Genomic DNA, 16,433 nt, shown 5'->3' on the forward strand with positions numbered 1-16,433 from the left:
GTCAGATGGAGTCGTCGGCGGCGATCAGATCCAGCTGCCAGTAGCGGCCGTCCGGATCACTGCTGTCGTGCGCCTCGCCCGCCGCGTCCAGCACCTTGCCGAAGCTCGCCATGGCTTCCTCGAACTCGGCCTGGGTCAAGCGGATGGTGCGCTGCGTGAAGGAGGCGTGCACTTCGGTGGTGCGTCCGGCGACGTACTCGGGCGTCCACGCCATGACGCGTCGCACCAGATCCTGGTGGTCTTCGACCAGGGCGGCGACGACCGCGAGCCGAAGCTCGTCGTCGGCGACCGGGCTCTCCGGGCCGCCGACATTGAGCGCGCCGTTGCGCCCCGTCCACACCCGATCCCGCCGATCGCGGGCCTTGTCAGGCGCCTCCTCGATCAGACCTGCCTCGAAGAGCGCGCGCAGGTGGAAGCTGGCGCTGTTGGCGGGCACTCCGAGTTCGGCGGCGATGTCGGCGGCACGGAGGAAGTCGCGCCGCGAGAAGAGGCGGATCATCTGGCGCCGAAGCGGATGCGAGTAGGCCTTGAGCATGGCCGTCGTCATCCAGACCGGATCTTCGCTCGTGCCCTTCTTCGCGCCGTCCTCCGTCATGTGCCGATCCTACCCGCGCCGTAAATTGCGCAATGATACTTGCGCAATTGTTCTTGCGCATCTAGTCTCGACGCATGACCACCCGGACCGCGCCGCACCGCCTATGGCGGAACACCCGGTATCTCACCTGGCTCGTGAGCGACACGAGCAAGGGCCTCGCCGCCGCACTCTTCGGCTTCGCGATCCCGCTGCTGGCCCTGATCGTCACGAACGACCCCGCCCAGGCAGGCATCATCGGTGGCGCGGGCATGATCGCGCGTCTGCTGATGACGCTCGCCGGCGGCGTGCTCGCCGATCGACACCGGCGCATCGCCCTGATGCTCCTCGGCTCCGTGATCGGCATCGTGCTCGCGGGCGGCTTCACCCTCCTCGCCCTCGGAGACGCCCTGACCTTCGGCTCGCTCCTCGTGATCGACGTCCTGCTGGCCGCACGCAGCGGTCTGTTCGACGTCGCCGGCGAGAGCGCGATCAAGGAGATCGTGCCCGACGAGGCGATGGGACGCGCCCAGGCCGCGAACCAGGGACGGGATGCGGCCCTCCAGCTCGCGGGCGGCCCCCTCGGCGGTCTGCTCCTGGGCGTCGGCGGATGGCTCGTCGGCGTGGCGATGACCCTGTGCCACGCGATCGCCGCTCTGACCGCCTGGGTGCTCGGACGCCAGGCCCGCCGCGCCGGGGTGGTCGACGAGGGTGCCGCGCAAGACGACTCCGCCGCCCCCGCCGCGAGGAAGCCGAACGCGTGGGCCGAGCTGCGCGAGGGGTTCCGGTGGCTGTTCTCCCGCCCCGACCTCCGCGGGGTGCTGTTGATCACCACGATCATCAACCTCGGCTTCAACGCCGCGATCACGACCGTCATCTACGCACTCCAGCAGGAGGGCTACCCGGAGTTCGTGATCGGCACGCTCTCCGCGTCGATCGGCGCGGTGATGCTCGTCGGCGCCGCCTGCGCACCGATGCTCGTGCCCCGCATCCGGGCCGGAGCGCTCACGATCGCGGGACTCGCCGTGGTCGCGGGAGGTGCGGTCGCGCTGTCGACAGTCGCCGAGCCGTGGGCCATCGCGCTCGTGCTGGGCGCATCCGTCCTGCTGCTCCCCTCCCTCAACGCCGCGATGCTGGGCTACTTCATGGTCGCGACCCCGAGCGCGCTCCTCGGTCGCGCCAACAGCGCCGCCGGCGTGCTCGCGATGGGCGCCATGCCGCTCGCGCCTCTGGTCGCGGGATTCGGGCTCGCCTGGATCGGACGCGAGGGGACGCTGCTGATCTGCGCCGCGCTGTGCCTGGTGTCCGTGATCCTCGCGGTCGGCAACCGCGCACTGCGGGCCCTGCCAGTCGAATCGGGCTGGGCGACGCACGCCGAGCAGTTCTAATCCGCCTGACTCCTTCGCGAATCGGAGCGCCGGACGCCGGAGCGTCTAGAGCGCGCCGGCGAGAGCCGCGATGCCGGCGATCACCGAGGCGAGGGCGAGCGCGAGGGCGATCGCGATGAGGACGACGTGCACCGTGAGGAACGGCGTGGCCTTGCCGTTCTCGTCCCGCGCCCGCGGATCCTTGGCGACCCGCTTGTAGAACTGCGGCCAGACGACGGCGTTGAAGGCGGCGTTGAGGAAGAGCAGAACGGCGAGGAGGGTCACCCCTCAACGCTATCCGGATCCGCCGCGGCCGCCGACCGGGGCGAAGCGAGGTTTTTGGACTCGGACATGTATCAGAAAGCCCTTGCCGTGCTCCTGGTAGGTGTGATCACAATGGGCTTCATGATCGACGGTGCACCCGGCGCTGCGCTCGATCCTGCCTCGGACGACGGGCTCTCCCGATGGGAGCGCGCCGCGAACCTGTTCGATGCATGGCGCGAGGGCAGCAGTCGCGCCATGGACGAGCTCGTACATCTCATGACACCCGTGCTGTGGCACGTGGTGCGGGCGTACGGGCTCGAACGCACGCTCGCGGAAGACGTCGTGCAGACGACCTGGCTGCAGCTGGTGCGCGGGCATGAATCGATCAGCGACCCCCGCGCCGTCTCCGCCTGGCTGACCACCACCGCCCGGCGCGAAGCCTGGAAGGTCGCGAAAGCGCACGGACGCGTCGACGCCACCGACACCGACGACCTCGACACCCTCCTTCCCGAGCAGGCGTCTGCCGAAGAGCACGCGGCGCGCGGCGATGAGAACCGTCGGCTCTGGTCGGCCGTGCGCCGACTCAACGAGCGCTGTCAGAAGCTGCTGCGCGTGATCGCCTTCGAAGACCGCCCCGACTACGCCCGGATCGCCGGCGACCTCGCCATGCCCATCGGCAGCATCGGCCCCACGCGGAACCGGTGCCTGGCCAAGCTGCGCGCCCTGCTGGACGCGCCACCGGCGGCGCAGACAGGGGGACTCGCATGACCGAGCACGAGGACGCCCAGATGTTCGCCCGACTCCGCACGCTGTGGAGCGAGGTCGATCCGATGCCGGCGGGACTGATCGACCGCATGGTCGCGGCGGTCGCCGCCGACGGCCTGAACCGCGAATACGCGCTGCTCACCCTGGTCGAAGGGGAGCTCGGCGCGGTGCGCGGCGAGGCCGATGCGCTGACCCTGCAGTTCAGCGACGGCTCGACGAGCATCCTGCTGCACGTCACACGGACGGCGTCCGGTCGGCGCCGCGTCGACGGGTGGGTCGACACCGCAGCGGCGGAGATCGTGCTGACCCAGGGTGAGCGGACCCGATCGACCGCGCCCGAGGAGACGGGGCGCTTCGTGTTCGACGAGGTGCCGCCCGGGCTCACGCGCGTGCGGCTGACGACCCAGATCGGGGACGAGACGCGTACGCTCGCGACCCCGCGGTTCGAGCTGTGACCGCGGGCACCGCCCGTCGATGATGCCGCGGGGAGACCCGCACCGAGAGGATGACGATGGAGCAGCCCAAGGGATGGACCTGGCAGGACCGCGCAGAGGGATCGATCCGCCGGGGCACGGCACTCGATCCGAGCACGGAGCCGGTGGACGGGATCCGCGCCTATCCGACGGCCTACCTGCCAGAGCGACTGCTGATCACCCGCGTGCTCGGCGAAGATGAGGCCTACGACCGCGAGGTGCGCACTCTGCGTGACGCGGCGGACACCTTCGGCTGGCAGCTCGAGATCGAGGACGGCAGCCGCTCGGCGGTCGACGGCGAACTGGTTCCGGGCGTTCCCGGCTTCCTGCGCGCACGACTGCGGACTCCCGACGAACCGGTCCGCGGCGAATCACCCGTGGCGCCCGACGCCTGGCGGGTGCTCCAGCGCGCCCGACGCATGTCCCGCTCGACGATGCCGCGCACCAGCCTCGACCACGTGGTGTCGATCGACCCGGTCGGGCTCAATCCGTTCACCCGCACCAACCCCTTCACTCGGACGAATCCGTTCACACGGACCAACCCGATCCGGGGCGCAGGAGCGGCCGGCGGCAGCGACGACTACCTCGAGCCGGGACGAGGGGCACGACAGCCGGTGACCTGGCTGGGCCCGGCGCCCGTGCGCGGTGCCTCCCCGAAACGCGGGCGTCGACCCGTGGTCGCGGTGCTCGACACCGGATGCGGAGAGCATGCCTGGCTTCCCGCCGACATCGTCACCCGCACGATCGACCTCGACGGTGTGCCGGTGGGACTCACGGACGATGCCGACCCGGAACGCTACCCCGACCTCTACGGGCAGCTCGACGGCGAGATCGACGCGGTGGCAGGGCACGGCACCTTCATCGCGGGACTCGTGCGACAGACCGCGCCGGACGCCGACATCCTGTCGATCCGCGTGGCCGGTGCTCTCGGCGTGATCGACGAGAGCACCCTGCTGGAGACGATCGCGCAGGTCGTCACGCTCCTCAGCCGCCACCGCGCCGACCCGAAGACCGGCTTCCCGATCGACGTCCTCAACCTCTCGCTCAGCTACTACCACGAGACACCGACCGACGGCCTGTTCAGCCTCACCCTGTTCCAGCTGCTCGCCAAAGCCCGGGAACTCGGCTGCGTGGTCGTCTGCTCGGCGGGCAACGACGCGATCGACCGCCCCTCCTTCCCCGCGTCGCTCTGGCCCTGGCCGGGCGCGGACAACGGCATCCCCTCGGACCGGAACGCACCGCTCGTGTCAGTCGGGGCGCTGAATCCTTCCGCACAATCGGTGGCGCTGTTCTCGAACATCGGGCCGTGGGTGCAGGCCTATGCGCCCGGTGCCGCCGTGGTCAGCACCTCACCCGCGTTCGTCGGCGGCACCCAGGCAGTGTCCCGCGCGGATGTCGATGGCCTTCGCCGGGAGACGATCGACCCGGACGACTACCGGGGCGGGTTCGCGGTGTGGAGCGGGACCTCGTTCTCGGCACCGTACGTCGCGGGGCGCATCGCCGCACAGCTGGGCACCGTACCGATCGGGGGCGTCACGCCGGGCGTCGCCGCGAAGGCGGTCGCCGCCGTCCTGAAGTCCCTCCCAACTCCCGTCGACCCGCACTGACGTGCCCCGGGCCGCCCGCACCGCCCGCGCCGCCCGCACCGCCCGCGCCGCCTCGCACCGCCTCGCACCGCCTCGCGGTACGGATGGCGGGGCGATTCACGGATGGCAGGGCGACACGCCGTCGCACGTCCGACATCCGTCCGTTCTCCCGACATCCGTCACTGAGGTGCGGCCGGCTCTCCCGACATCCGTAGCGGGACGGCCCTACGGCAGGGCATTCTGGAGCGATGCCCCTGTCCGCGATCGAGCTGCACCGACGTGGCGTCGAGGCGGCGAACGCGAGGAGGTTCACACAGGCGCGGCGCGCGCTCGACACCGCCTCGGCGCGCACCGACGACCCCGACCTGCGCGCACGGATCGACGGCACGGTGGCGTACGTCCTCGCCCAGAAGGGGCAGCCCGCGGCGGCTGAGCAGCTGTGCCGGAACGCCCTGGGGCGCTCCGGGCTCCGCCCCGAGACGATCGCGGTGCTCAGCGGTCAACTCGGCACGCTCCTCATGCACGGCGGCCGACTCGCGGAGGCGGAGGCCATGCTCACCCGCGCGATCGACACGTTGACGGCGATCGGCGACGAGACGACCGAGCTCGCGAACTGCCTGCTGAACCGCTCCGTCGTGCGGATGCAGCAGCGCGAGCTGGAGACGTGCGTCGAGGACCTGCGTCGCGCCGTCGCGGTGTACGAGGCGAACGACGACGAGGGCCCGCTCGCCGAAGCGCGGCACAACCTCGGCTATGCGGCGCTCCTCGGAGGCGACCTCGTCACCGCCCTCACGCAGATGACCCGTTCGCGCCCGAAACTCGCGGCGATCAGCGACCTCGCTGCGGCGATCAGCGACCTGGATCGTGCCGAGGTGCTCCGCGATGCGGGGCTCACCACCGAGGCGGAGGCGCTGCTCGCCCAGGTCGCCGCCGCGTTCGGGGCGCAGCGGATGAGGCAGGCCAGAGGCGAAGCCGAGTTCCATCTCGCCCGCTCGCTCCTTCGCCACGACCCCGCTGCCGCGGAGCGGGCGGCCCGGACCGCGGCGCGGCGCTTCACCGCGCTCGCGAACCACGGATGGGCGGCCCGCGCCGACGCCGTGCGGTTGGAAGCAGGGCAGCGCGCCCACCCGCAACGCGCGATCGATGCGGACGAGTTCGACCGCGTCGCGAAGGCTCTCGACCGTGCAGGATTCCGCACCGAGGCGACCGGTCTGCGGCTGAGTGCCCGCCGAGACGGCCGCGGGCGCCTGCCCCGGCTCGACGAGAACGCTCCGACCCCGCTCCGCCTTCGCGCCCAGGAAGTGCGGGCTGCGCGCGCCACCTCGGCCGGACGCGACCGGGAGGCGCTGCGTGCTGCCGCGGCCGGACTCGACCTCCTCACCACCTGGCAGCAGTCTTTCGGTGCGCTCGACCTGCAGGCGTCGGTGGCCATGCACGGCAGTGACCTGATGTTCGCGGGGCTCTCCGCCGCGGCGAGACTGAAAGAACCGGAGACCCTGTTCGAGTGGTCGGAACGCGCACGACACCTCAGCCAGCAGGTCGCACCGGTCCGGCCTCCGCATGACGAATCCCTCGCCGTCGATCTGGCGGAACTGCGGATGCTGCGCGCCGAGCTCGCCGGCGCCGACTGGACCAGGGATGCCAGGGTGCGGGCCCTGCGCGACCGGGTGCGAGAACGCCAGTGGACCATGACCGGGTCCGGCGGCACCCGCGAACGACTCGACCTCACGGAGGCGACAGCGCGACTCGCTCCCGGCACCACGGTGCTCTCCTACGTGTTCACGGGTTCCACCCTGCACGGCATCGTCGTGACGTCTTCGGGAGCCACGGTCGTCGACCTGGCCTGGACACGCGTGGAGGCGGCACTCGACGGTCTCCGCGCCGACCTCGACATGGCCGCGCTCACTCGTGGCGGGCTGATGGGGGCGGTGACGGAGCGGGCGCTCGCCTCCCGCCTGGCACTCCTCGATGCGGAGGTGCTCGCTCCCCTGCTTCGGGCAGCGCCCCCCGCGGATCGGCTGGCGATCACCGTTCCGGGCGCCCTCGCCGGGGTGCCGTGGGCGATGCTGCCCGGCATGATCGGCGTACCGTTCACGCTCGCCACGTCGGTGTCGCGCCTGCTGGGCGGACCCGAACGTGGCGACTCTCCTCCGCGGTCGATCGGTTTCGCCGCCGGGCCCCGGGTCGCTCGGGCAGGAGATGAGGTGTCGCGGGCAGCGGCAGCCTGGCGCGGCGCTGACCGGACGCCGGACATCCTGGAAGGAACGGAGGCGACCGTCGCGGCTGTGACCGAACTCGCGGCGCGCACCGACGTGCTGCACATCGCGGCGCACGGCCGGCACGCGGTGGACAACCCCCTGTTCTCGGGCTTCGAGCTCGTCGACGGCACCCTCTTCGGCTACGACGTCGACCTGATCCCACGCGTCCCCGCGACGGTGATCCTGTCGGCGTGCGAACTCGGCCGCTCCTCGGTGCGCTGGGGCGAGGAAGCGTTGGGCATGACCCGCGTCTGGCTGCACGCGGGTGCCGACTGCGTCATCGCCGCGCCCGTCGCGGTCCCGGATGACGTCGCCGCAGAACTGCTGAGCGCCGTGCACACCGAGCTCTCCGCCGGCGCGGCTCCCGCCGACGCGCTCACGCGGGCTGCCCTCGACACCGGCCACACCGCGCCCTTCCAGTGCCACGGCGATGGATTCTGACCTTTTTCTCCAATCGGTGTATCAGAACGGACGCCGCGTGCTCCTGTTCTTCGGAAGGTGCCATGCGAAGGGCCTCGAAGGGAGAGGCGCGAGGGAGGCGCAGTCGGATCTGGGGAATCATGCGCGCTGGGGAGCGTGAAACACGACACGGACACCATCTGCTCGAGGATGACGCGGCACACCGCCGCGACACCCTCAAGGGGCCTCGACGATCTGGGGACGTCGGGGCCCTCAGGGTGTCCGGGGTTCAGGCGACCAGCACCGCGTACCCGGCGGCACGCAGGCCGGCGAGCGCCTCGGCATCGGCCCCCGCGTCTGTGATGACGGTCGGGAAGAGGTCGACGCCGCCGACGCTCGAGAAGGCCTCCACACCGAGCTTGCTGGCGTCGGTCACCACGACCGCGCGGCGAGCACGCTCGGCCATCATCCGGTTCACCGCGGCCTCACGCTCGTCCTGCGTGGTCGCACCGGCGGCCGCGTCCATCCCGTTCACGCCGATGAACGCGATGTCGAGGCGCACCCCGCGGAGGAGCTGCTCGACGAACGGCCCGACGAGTTCGTAGCTGCGCGAATGGATGACTCCGCCGGTCACGACCACCTTGATGTCGGGCCGCGTGGCGAGCTGGGCGGCGATGTTCACGGCGTTCGTCACGACCGTGATGCCGCCGTTCCCCGACAGGTCGTCGCGGGCGGCGAGCGCGGCGGCGATGGCCGTCGTGGTCGTGCCGCCCGAGAGCCCGACCACCATGCCGGGCGCGACGAGACCGGCCGCGACCTGCGCGATGCTGGCCTTCTCGTGCGTGCGCAGATGGCTCTTGTACCGGATGGGCAGCTCGTAGGCGACGGTCTGCGCCACGGCACCGCCGTGCGTACGGGTGAGCAGACGCTGCTCGGCGAGAGTGTCGAGGTCGCGCCGGGTCGTGGCCGACGACGCGCCGAACCGTTCCACGAGCTCGTCGACCGTGACCTCTCCGCTCGCGGCGAGGAGATCGAGGATCGCGTTCAGCCGGGCAGCGCGTTTCATCAGGACACCGCGCCGATGGGTTGCAGCGCGAACAGCCGGAGCATCCGCGCAGCCTCCTCCGCGAGTGCGTCGCGCGCGGGGGCGAGGTACTTGCGCGAGTCGACCAGCCGCTCATCCGCCCCGAGCTTCTCGCGCACCGCGCGGGTGAAGAACCCGTTGAGGTGCGTCGAGACGTTGATCTTGGTCATCCCCGCACGCACGGCTTCGGCGATCACGGCATCCGCGACTCCGGACGATCCGTGCAGGACCAGGGGAACGGACAGCGCCTCATGCAGGCGACCGATCAGTTCGAGGTCCAGCGAGGCCGTGCGATCGGTCATCGCGTGCGAGGATCCCACCGCCACCGCGAGCGCATCCACCCCGGTCGCGGCGACGAAGGCCCGCGCCTCGTCGGGGTCGGTGCGCACACCCGGCGCATGGGCACCGTCCTTGCCGCCCACCTCGCCGAGCTCGCCTTCAACGTACACACCGGCCGCATGAGCGCGAGCGGCGACGGCGGCGGTGAGCGCCACGTTGTCGTCGTAGGGCAGCGCACCGCCGTCGAACATGACCGACCCGAAGCCGAGCGCGATGGCTTCGTCGACCAGCTCAGGCCGCTCGGCATGGTCGAGGTGCACCGCCACGGGGGTCTCGGCGCGCCGTGCTACGGCGAGCGTGGCCAGTGCGATGGGCTCGAGCCCGCCGTGGTAGTCGGCGCAGTTCTGCGAGATCTGCAGGATGACGGGCAGCTGAGCGAGCGCGGCGGCGCGCACCAACCCCTCGGCCGTCTCGAGGTGGATCACGTTGAAGGCGCCGATGCCGGTCCCGGCGGCAGCTGCCGCAGAGACGAGGTCGCGAGCGGAGACGAGGGTCACGAAGGGTCCTTCCGGAACGAAGCGGGGTCGGGATACGAGAGGAGGAGCTGCTGTTCGAGCTCGGTCCAGCGGGGCGAGATGTCCCCGGCGAGGGGTGTCAGCACCGCGGCCGCGGACCACGCGGTGGCCCGGCGCAGGATCTGCTCGGGATCGCGCATACCTTCGGCATACAGCACGGCGCAGGCGGCGACACCCGCGTCACCGGCTCCGGTCGGGTTACCGGTGAGGGGTTCGTCGAGGCGCGCGTGCACGAGCGCGGATGCCGTGACGGCGAGCATCCCCTCCGCGCCGAGCGAGAGCAGCACGAGCTCGGTGCCGTGGGCGATCAGCGACCGCGCACCCGCCACCGGATCCGTGATGCCGGTTGCCTCGACGAGTTCTGCCGCGTTGGGCTTGAGCACGGTGGCACCGGCGTCCGCCGCCCGGAGGAGCGCGGGACCGGACGTGTCGACGATGACCGGCACACCGGCGTCTCTCCCTACCGCGATGAGCATGGGGAGCAGGGAATCCGGGGCGCCGGGTGGCACACTCCCGGAGACGACGAGCACCCGTGTTCCGGGGAGCCGCTCGACGACTTCGGCGAGCAGGGCGGCCCACTCGGGGTCGGTCGGGTTGCTGCCGCGCTCGTTGATGATCGTGGTGTCGCCGAGCGACTCGTCGACCACGGCGATGCTGCGTCGGGTCTCTGCGACGACGGGCACCAGGGCGTGCGGAACGCCGCTGCCGCGGAGTTCGGCCGCGAACTCCTGACCGACCCGGCCGCCCGTCGTGGTGATCGCGAGGACGTCCGCCCCCTCGGCGTGGGCCACGCGTGCGACGTTGAGCCCCTTGCCTCCCGCTCGAGCCGCACCCGCGTCTGCACGGTGCGTGCCGCCTTCGATGAGGCGGTCGACCCGCCAGGTGAGGTCGAGAGCGGGGTTCGGGGTGACGGTCAGGATCACGTGAGCTCCCTGGCACGCAGGCCGGCGCCGAGTAGACCGGCGTTCCCGGAGAGCTCGGCGGGCACGAGGACGGGAAGGCGGTGGAAGCTGAGGCGTGCAGCCAGGCGTGTGCGCAGCTCGTCGAAGAGGGCACCGCCGGCGCGCGAGAGCCCGCCGCCGATGACCACGGCCTCGGGAGCGACCACGGCGGTGAGCTGTGCGAGCGACATCGTCAGCGCATCGAGGGCGGAATCCCAGATCTCCGCGGCGACCTCGTCTCCGGCCGCGGCTCGGGCGATCACATCCTTCGCGCCGTCGGGGGTGACGCCGGTCGCCTCACGGTAGCGTCGGGCGATCGCCCCGGCGGAGGCGACGGCTTCCAGACATCCCCGCGCTCCGCAGGCGCAGATCGGGCCGTCGGCGATCGGCGAGTGGCCGATCTCCCCCGCGTACCCGCCGGCCGTGTGGGGGATCCCGCCGATCAGCAGCGCCCCGGCGATCCCCGTGCCGATCACGAGCACGACCGCGTCGGCGTAGTCGCGGGCACCGCCGAGGCGTCGCTCCGCCCAGCTCGCCGCGCGGACGTCATGGTCGAACCCCACCGGCAGACCGAGGCGTTCGGCAGCGAGGTCACGCAAGGGGGAGTCGTGCCAGCCGAGGTTGCTCGCGAACACCCCGAGCCCCGCTTCCGCATCGACGATTCCCGGAACGACGAGCCCCACCGCTTGGGGCACCACGTCGGGATGCGCGGCACGGAGCTCGTCCGCGAGCACCTCGAGACGTTCGAGCAGCACCTGGGTGCGGTCGCCGTCCGCGATCGGCGTGGGCGTACGACGGAGTCCGAGGGCGGAGCCATTCGCATCGAACAGCGCCGACTTGATGTCAGTGCCGCCGACGTCGAACGCCAGCACCGGCGCCCCCGCGCCGAGCGTCCGCACGGCCGCGAGCGCCTCGCCGGTGGCGTCGCGCACGACGTCGGGAACGGCGTCGGCCCCGTCAGCTCGGGTCATGGTCGGCTCCGGCGGCGTGCGTCATGCATCCAGGATGACGGATCGCGTGAGGTTGCGGGGCTGATCGGGGTCGAGCCCCCGCGCGACGGCACGGTCGAGAGCCGTGCGGTGCAGGCGCACGAGGTCGGCGAGCGGGTCGATCCCCCGCTGCTCGAACCGGGCGCCGGTGGCCTCCACCTGAGCGGAGAGCCCTTCCGGGGCCGTGCCGAACTGCCACGTCACGCGTCCGGGCGCCGCGATCGCGATCGGGCCGTGCCGGTAGTCCATCGACGGGTACGCCTCGGTCCACGACTGCGACGACTCGCGCAGCTTGAGAGCGGCCTCATGCGCGAGACCGATTGTCCATCCCCGCCCGAGAAACGTGTACTGCTCCGCGTCGCGCAGCTCGTCGTCGCCGGGCTCGGCCAGCACGGCGGTCGCGTCGGCGATCGCTCCGGTGAGGTCTTCACCGAGCGAGGCGCGGAACAGCGCGAGCGCCGTCGTCGCGAAGCGCGTCTGCACCACAGACTGCTCGTCCGCGAACGGGAGCAGGACCGCCTCGTCGACGAGGGAGACGAGAGGGGAGGTCGGGTCGCCGATCACGCCGATCGTCGGGATGCGCCGCTTGATGCGCTCGACGAGCTCGAGCACCTCGGTGGTCGTGCCGGAGCGGGTGAGGGCGACGACCGCGTCGTAGCCGCGATCGATGAAGGCCTCCGAAGCGGCGAACGCATCGGTCTCGCCCTGTCCGGCGGTCTCGCGGAGAGCGGCGTACGACTGCGCCATGAACCACGACGTGCCGCAGCCGACGACCGCGACGCGCGCACCGGCGGCGGGAAGCAGGCCCTGCCCGGCCTTCAGGTCTGCCGCCGTGGCCCAGGTCTGCGGCTGGGAGTGGAGCTCTTCGCGCATGTGCGCGCCGGGCAGTGATGCAGTCATCGGGGTGCCTTTCTGGCGAGAAGTTGCGTACTTGTGATTGTTTGAGGCTTGATCCGATCATAGTATGGCGCAAAGGGACATCAACTCCAGGTTCTGCTTGATTTGTTTGTTCCCTTGACAAATAATCGGAAAAGTTCCAACGCCTCGACGTCGATCCCATCGATGCCGAGAACCCCGAGCCCCGGCTTGAACGATCGCGATGCCATCCGGCGAAGCGGTCACCACGCACTGTCGCGTGATGTGCTTGCGACTGTGCACCACACCCCCTCCCGAAGCGGCCTGCCGCCAGGGAAGGACTCTCACAGTGAGGAATGCAATACACATGAAGAAGTCACTGCGGTTCGGCGCCGCCGCCATTGCGGCCGTCGCCACGCTCTCGCTCGCTTCGTGCGGGTTCGGCGGATCGTCTGGAGACAGCGGAGGCGGAGACGGTTCGACCACTCTCGACCTCCTCGTCCCGAGCTACTCCGACGGCACCAAGGCGAACTGGGAGACGGTGATCGACGGGTTCGAGAAGGCCAACCCCGACATCAAGGTCAAGCTCGAGGTGCAGTCGTGGGACAACCTCGAGAAGGTCGTCTCCACCAAGATCCAGGCCGGCGAGGCGCCGGACATCTACAACGGCGGTCCGTTCGCCGGGTTCGTCGGCGACGAGCTGCTCTACCCCGTGAAGGACGTCGTCTCGGAGGAGACCTACTCCGACTTCCAGGACTCGTTCCTGAAGAACGCCGAGGTCGACGGCACCGCGTACGCTCTGCCGCTGATCGCATCCGCCCGCGCCCTGTTCGTCAACAACGCCCTGCTCGACCAGGCCGGTGTCGAGGCTCCGACCGACTGGGACTCGCTGCTGGATGCCGCGACCAAGGTGTCCGCGCTCGGCGGCGGCGTCGCCGGTTACGGGATGCCGCTCGGGTCCGAAGAGGCACAGGCCGAGGCGGCCGTGTGGCTGTGGGGCGGCGGCGGATCGTTCGGCGATGCGTCCGAGATCACGATCGACACCCCGGAGAACCTCGTGGGTGCCGAGCAGATCAAGAAGATGATCGATGCCGGCGCGACGCAGGCCGACCCCGGCTCGACGCAGCGTTCGCCGCTGATGGACATCTTCATCCAGGGCAAGATCGGCATGCAGGTCGGCCTCCCGCCGACGGTCGGCCAGATCGCCGAGGGCAACCCCGACCTGGACTACTCCATCGTCCCGATCCCGACGAAGGACGGCTCGCCGTTCACGCTCGGCGTCATGGACCAGCTGATGGCGTTCCAGAACGACGATGACAAGAAGGAAGCGATCACCAAGTTCTTCGACTACTACTACTCGGCCGACGTGTACGTGCCGTGGGTGCAGGCCGAGGGCTTCCTCCCCGTCACCAAGTCCGGTGCCGAGCAGCTCTCCGGCGAGGAGGCTCTCAAGCCGTTCCTCGACGTGCTGCCCGACGCCCAGTTCTACCCGTCGACCAACCCGAAGTGGTCCGCCGCCGACGGTGCGTTCAAGTCGCTGTTCGGCCAGCTTCAGACGAAGCCGGCACAGGACGTGCTGACCGAGATCCAGGCGCAGGTCGACGCGGGCTGAGCCCGCTGACAGGAGAGGTTCGGGTACCCGAATGAGCCAGAAGACAGAGTCCTCGAACCTCGCGGGGGCGGCTACCGGCCGCCCCCGCACCCGGAAGACCCCGGATGCCCTTCGCGGCAGGCCGGGTGGAAAGGACCTTCTCCAGGCGCTGCCCTGGATCGCCCCCGCACTGCTGCTCATCATCGGCGTGGTGTTCTTCCCCGCCGGGGTGATGTTCTTCAACTCGACGCGCGACATCTCCCTGTCCGGCCTCGACAAGGGGTCCGTCGGCTTCGACAACTTCGTCACCGTCTTCACGTTCGCCGAGTTCTGGCCGATCTTCTTCCGCACGATCGTCTGGGTCGTCTCGGTCGTGCTGTTCACGGTCGTCATCTCGCTCGGACTCGCGCAGATCCTGAACAAGGCCTTCCCCGGACGCCAGCTCGTGCGCATGGCCGTCATCGTCCCGTGGGCGGCCTCGGTCGTCATGACGACGATGGTGTTCTACTACAGCCTCGAGCCGTACTTCGGCATCTTCAACAAGTTCCTCTACGACATCGGGCTCTCCGACGATGCCGTCGGATACGGGTGGACGAAGAACCCCGCGACGGCGTTCGCCTGGTCGATCGTGATCGCGATCTTCGTGTCGCTGCCGTTCACGACCTACACGATCCTCGCCGGCCTGCAATCCGTCCCGGCCGACGCGATCGAGGCGGCGAAGATGGACGGAGCCGGCCCCACCCGCACCTACTGGTCGATCGTCCTGCCGCAGCTGCGCAGCGCTCTCGCGGTCGCCGTCCTGATCAACATCATCAACGTGTTCAACTCGCTGCCGATCCTGAAGGTGATGACCGGCTCGATCCCCGGTTACGGCGCCGACACGATCATGACGCTCATCTTCAAGTACATCGAACTGCAGAAGAAGGTCGACGTCGCCAGCGCGCTCTCCGTCGTCGCCTTCCTCATCGTCATCATGATCGTCGCGGCCTACGTGAAGATCGTCAAGCCCATGAAGGAGGTCTGATCATGACCGTGACCGAGACCGCCCTCGTGACCACCGCCGGCTCCTCGCCCGCACCCCGCATTCCCGGCCGCAAACGCCGCTACACCGAAGACCAGGTCACGCTGCCCCGTGTCATCCTCCGCACCGTGGCCGGGTTCCTCGTGCTCGCGATCTTCGTGCTGCCGTACCTGATCATGTTCTTCGGCTCGGTGAAGACGAAGCCGCAGATCCGCTCCGTCGACCCCACGTATCTGCCGACGGAGTGGCACTGGGAGAACTACATCACCATGTGGTCCACCCCCGAGACGCCGCTGCCGTACAACCTGATCTCGACGATCATCATCGCCGTGTTCGCGACGCTGCTCGTGCTGCTGGTCGCCCTGCCTGCCGCGTACTACACCGCCCGGTTCAAGTTCCCCGGCCGCATGGTGTTCCTGTTCCTGGTCATCATCACCCAGATGCTCCAGCCCGCGGTGCTCACCTCGGGCCTGTTCCGGCAGTTCACGACCCTCGGGCTCGGCGACACCTGGGCCGCCATGATCTTCATCAACGCCGCCTTCAACCTCTCGTTCGCGGTGTGGATCATGCACTCCTTCTTCGCCGGCATCCCCAAAGAGGTCGACGAAGCCGCCCAGATCGACGGCGCCGGACGCTTCACCGTGCTCTTCAAGATCAACCTGCCGCTCGTGTGGCCGGGCATCGTCACGGCCATCGTGTTCACGTTCGTCGCCTGCTGGAACGAATTCGCGGCCTCGCTCGTGATCCTCTCGACCGACAAGAACCAGCCGCTCTCCGTCGCGCTCACCAAGTTCGTCGGTCAGTACGAGACCAGCTGGCAGTACGTGTTCGGAGTCTCGATCGTCGCGATCCTTCCCGTGGTCATCCTGTTCATGCTCATCGAGAAGCGACTCGTCGGCGGCCTCACCGCCGGCAGCGTGAAGTAGGAGCCCCGGCGAAGCGGTCCCGTCCGGAGCGGTCCCGTCCGGAGCGGTCCCGTCGCGAAGGACGCCCCCGCGAAGGACTCCCGTCCGGAAGGGTCCTCCCGGAATGAAGGAGTTCTCACGTTATGAAGGAGTGCATGTGGAACCCGCTCCTTCATTCCGTGGGAACTCCTTCACAACGAGAGGGACAACCACGACAACAGGAACATCGGTGGTGAAGGCACTGATGAGCTTGACGCCCTTGAGCGCGCGGGGCCCCTCATCAGAGGACAATGGGGACATGAGTCCTCTCGGACGGATCGGTCAGGTCGTCGCGACCACATCACTCGGCGCCATCGGAGCCATCCATCTGCTGTGGGCCTCCGGCGCGTCCTGGCCGGCGTCGAGCCGGAAGCGGCTGGCGCGACAGGTCATCGGCAGCGATGGGATGCCTTCAGCCGGCGCCGCGATCGTCCTCGCGGTGCGGGGAGACCGACGACGCTGACGTCGAGG

16 protein-coding genes are annotated in these 16,433 nt (G+C 69.9%); 9 read left to right on the forward strand and 7 right to left on the reverse strand.

Features of this window, described 5'->3' with window-relative positions; translation table 11 throughout:
- Nucleotide 1: 1 nt before the first annotated feature.
- The gene (locus LVJ59_RS10455) at nt 2-595 is read right to left on the reverse strand and encodes a helix-turn-helix domain-containing protein (RefSeq protein WP_131492866.1); all 594 of its coding nucleotides are present in this window, start codon (nt 593-595) and stop codon (nt 2-4) included.
- 74 nt (nt 596-669) lie between these two features.
- On the opposite strand from LVJ59_RS10455, the gene LVJ59_RS10460 reads away from it, so the two are divergent.
- Nucleotides 670-1,959 carry an MFS transporter gene (locus LVJ59_RS10460; protein WP_232762962.1) on the forward strand — a complete coding sequence of 430 codons (1,290 nt, stop codon included), beginning with the start codon at nt 670-672 and terminating at the stop codon, nt 1,957-1,959.
- A 45-nt stretch (nt 1,960-2,004) separates the two neighbouring features.
- Here LVJ59_RS10460 and LVJ59_RS10465 read toward each other — a convergent pair whose 3' ends face one another.
- Nucleotides 2,005-2,223: an SCO4848 family membrane protein gene (locus LVJ59_RS10465; RefSeq protein ID WP_131492870.1), complete on the reverse strand. Its 219-nt coding sequence runs from the start codon at nt 2,221-2,223 to the stop codon at nt 2,005-2,007.
- Between the two features lie 66 nt (nt 2,224-2,289).
- On the opposite strand from LVJ59_RS10465, the gene LVJ59_RS10470 reads away from it, so the two are divergent.
- From LVJ59_RS10470 to LVJ59_RS10485, 4 genes are all read left to right on the forward strand, one after another.
- Nucleotides 2,290-2,970, forward strand: a complete 681-nt coding sequence (locus tag LVJ59_RS10470) for an RNA polymerase sigma factor (RefSeq protein ID WP_232762963.1) — start codon at nt 2,290-2,292, stop codon at nt 2,968-2,970.
- Nucleotides 2,967-3,422 carry a hypothetical protein gene (locus LVJ59_RS10475; protein WP_232762964.1) on the forward strand — a complete coding sequence of 152 codons (456 nt, stop codon included), beginning with the start codon at nt 2,967-2,969 and terminating at the stop codon, nt 3,420-3,422. Before LVJ59_RS10470 ends, LVJ59_RS10475 begins: the two co-directional genes overlap by 4 nt.
- A 56-nt stretch (nt 3,423-3,478) precedes the next feature.
- A complete protein-coding gene (locus LVJ59_RS10480; RefSeq protein ID WP_232762965.1) occupies nt 3,479-5,047 on the forward strand; it encodes a S8/S53 family peptidase in 1,569 nt (522 codons plus the stop codon).
- 227 nt (nt 5,048-5,274) lie between these two features.
- On the forward strand, nt 5,275-7,725 hold the full coding sequence (locus LVJ59_RS10485) for a CHAT domain-containing protein (RefSeq protein WP_232762966.1): 2,451 nt from the start codon (nt 5,275-5,277) through the stop codon (nt 7,723-7,725).
- Nucleotides 7,726-7,972: 247 nt separating this feature from the next.
- Here the strand turns inward: LVJ59_RS10485 and LVJ59_RS10490 are convergent, their stop codons facing one another.
- The 5 genes from LVJ59_RS10490 to LVJ59_RS10510 are packed head-to-tail and all read right to left on the reverse strand — an operon-like array spanning nt 7,973 to nt 12,451.
- Entirely contained in the window at nt 7,973-8,749 is a 777-nt protein-coding gene (locus tag LVJ59_RS10490) for a DeoR/GlpR family DNA-binding transcription regulator (protein WP_232762967.1), read from the reverse strand.
- Nucleotides 8,749-9,603 carry a class II fructose-bisphosphate aldolase gene (locus tag LVJ59_RS10495; protein ID WP_232762968.1) on the reverse strand — a complete coding sequence of 285 codons (855 nt, stop codon included), beginning with the start codon at nt 9,601-9,603 and terminating at the stop codon, nt 8,749-8,751. Before LVJ59_RS10495 ends, LVJ59_RS10490 begins: the two co-directional genes overlap by 1 nt.
- Entirely contained in the window at nt 9,600-10,544 is a 945-nt protein-coding gene (locus LVJ59_RS10500) for a 1-phosphofructokinase family hexose kinase (protein ID WP_232762969.1), read from the reverse strand. Before LVJ59_RS10500 ends, LVJ59_RS10495 begins: the two co-directional genes overlap by 4 nt.
- A complete protein-coding gene (locus LVJ59_RS10505) occupies nt 10,541-11,533 on the reverse strand; it encodes an ROK family protein (protein ID WP_232762970.1) in 993 nt (330 codons plus the stop codon). Before LVJ59_RS10505 ends, LVJ59_RS10500 begins: the two co-directional genes overlap by 4 nt.
- A 21-nt stretch (nt 11,534-11,554) precedes the next feature.
- Nucleotides 11,555-12,451: a sugar isomerase gene (locus LVJ59_RS10510; RefSeq protein WP_232762971.1), complete on the reverse strand. Its 897-nt coding sequence runs from the start codon at nt 12,449-12,451 to the stop codon at nt 11,555-11,557.
- A gap of 322 nt (nt 12,452-12,773) precedes the next feature.
- Here LVJ59_RS10510 and LVJ59_RS10515 point away from each other — a divergent pair, with 322 nt between their 5' ends.
- The 4 genes from LVJ59_RS10515 (at nt 12,774) to LVJ59_RS10530 (ending at nt 16,425) form a co-directional block, all read left to right on the forward strand.
- Nucleotides 12,774-14,018: an extracellular solute-binding protein gene (locus LVJ59_RS10515; RefSeq protein ID WP_047521759.1), complete on the forward strand. Its 1,245-nt coding sequence runs from the start codon at nt 12,774-12,776 to the stop codon at nt 14,016-14,018.
- 31 nt (nt 14,019-14,049) lie between these two features.
- On the forward strand, nt 14,050-15,021 hold the full coding sequence (locus LVJ59_RS10520; RefSeq protein ID WP_232762972.1) for a carbohydrate ABC transporter permease: 972 nt from the start codon (nt 14,050-14,052) through the stop codon (nt 15,019-15,021).
- 2 nt (nt 15,022-15,023) lie between these two features.
- Nucleotides 15,024-15,944 (forward strand): carbohydrate ABC transporter permease, encoded by a 921-nt coding sequence (locus LVJ59_RS10525; RefSeq protein ID WP_194239318.1) that lies wholly within the window; start codon nt 15,024-15,026, stop codon nt 15,942-15,944.
- Nucleotides 15,945-16,221: 277 nt separating this feature from the next.
- The gene (locus LVJ59_RS10530; protein ID WP_232762973.1) at nt 16,222-16,425 is read left to right on the forward strand and encodes a hypothetical protein; all 204 of its coding nucleotides are present in this window, start codon (nt 16,222-16,224) and stop codon (nt 16,423-16,425) included.
- Nucleotides 16,426-16,433 lie beyond the last annotated feature (8 nt).

Source organism: Microbacterium sp. KKR3/1 (assembly GCF_021272365.1).
In the GTDB taxonomy this organism is placed as follows: Bacteria; Actinomycetota; Actinomycetes; order Actinomycetales; family Microbacteriaceae; genus Microbacterium; species Microbacterium aurugineum.

Coding starts and splice junctions, on each gene's coding strand:
- LVJ59_RS10455 (WP_131492866.1), bottom strand. CDS start 595: ATGACGGAGGACGGCGCGAAGAAGGGCACGAGCGAAGATCCGGTCTGG.
- LVJ59_RS10460 (WP_232762962.1), top strand. CDS start 670: ATGACCACCCGGACCGCGCCGCACCGCCTATGGCGGAACACCCGGTAT.
- LVJ59_RS10470 (WP_232762963.1), top strand. CDS start 2,290: ATGTATCAGAAAGCCCTTGCCGTGCTCCTGGTAGGTGTGATCACAATG.
- LVJ59_RS10475 (WP_232762964.1), top strand. CDS start 2,967: ATGACCGAGCACGAGGACGCCCAGATGTTCGCCCGACTCCGCACGCTG.
- LVJ59_RS10480 (WP_232762965.1), top strand. CDS start 3,479: ATGGAGCAGCCCAAGGGATGGACCTGGCAGGACCGCGCAGAGGGATCG.
- LVJ59_RS10485 (WP_232762966.1), top strand. CDS start 5,275: ATGCCCCTGTCCGCGATCGAGCTGCACCGACGTGGCGTCGAGGCGGCG.
- LVJ59_RS10490 (WP_232762967.1), bottom strand. CDS start 8,749: ATGAAACGCGCTGCCCGGCTGAACGCGATCCTCGATCTCCTCGCCGCG.
- LVJ59_RS10505 (WP_232762970.1), bottom strand. CDS start 11,533: ATGACCCGAGCTGACGGGGCCGACGCCGTTCCCGACGTCGTGCGCGAC.
- LVJ59_RS10510 (WP_232762971.1), bottom strand. CDS start 12,451: ATGACTGCATCACTGCCCGGCGCGCACATGCGCGAAGAGCTCCACTCC.
- LVJ59_RS10515 (WP_047521759.1), top strand. CDS start 12,774: ATGAAGAAGTCACTGCGGTTCGGCGCCGCCGCCATTGCGGCCGTCGCC.
- LVJ59_RS10520 (WP_232762972.1), top strand. CDS start 14,050: ATGAGCCAGAAGACAGAGTCCTCGAACCTCGCGGGGGCGGCTACCGGC.
- LVJ59_RS10525 (WP_194239318.1), top strand. CDS start 15,024: ATGACCGTGACCGAGACCGCCCTCGTGACCACCGCCGGCTCCTCGCCC.
- LVJ59_RS10530 (WP_232762973.1), top strand. CDS start 16,222: ATGAGTCCTCTCGGACGGATCGGTCAGGTCGTCGCGACCACATCACTC.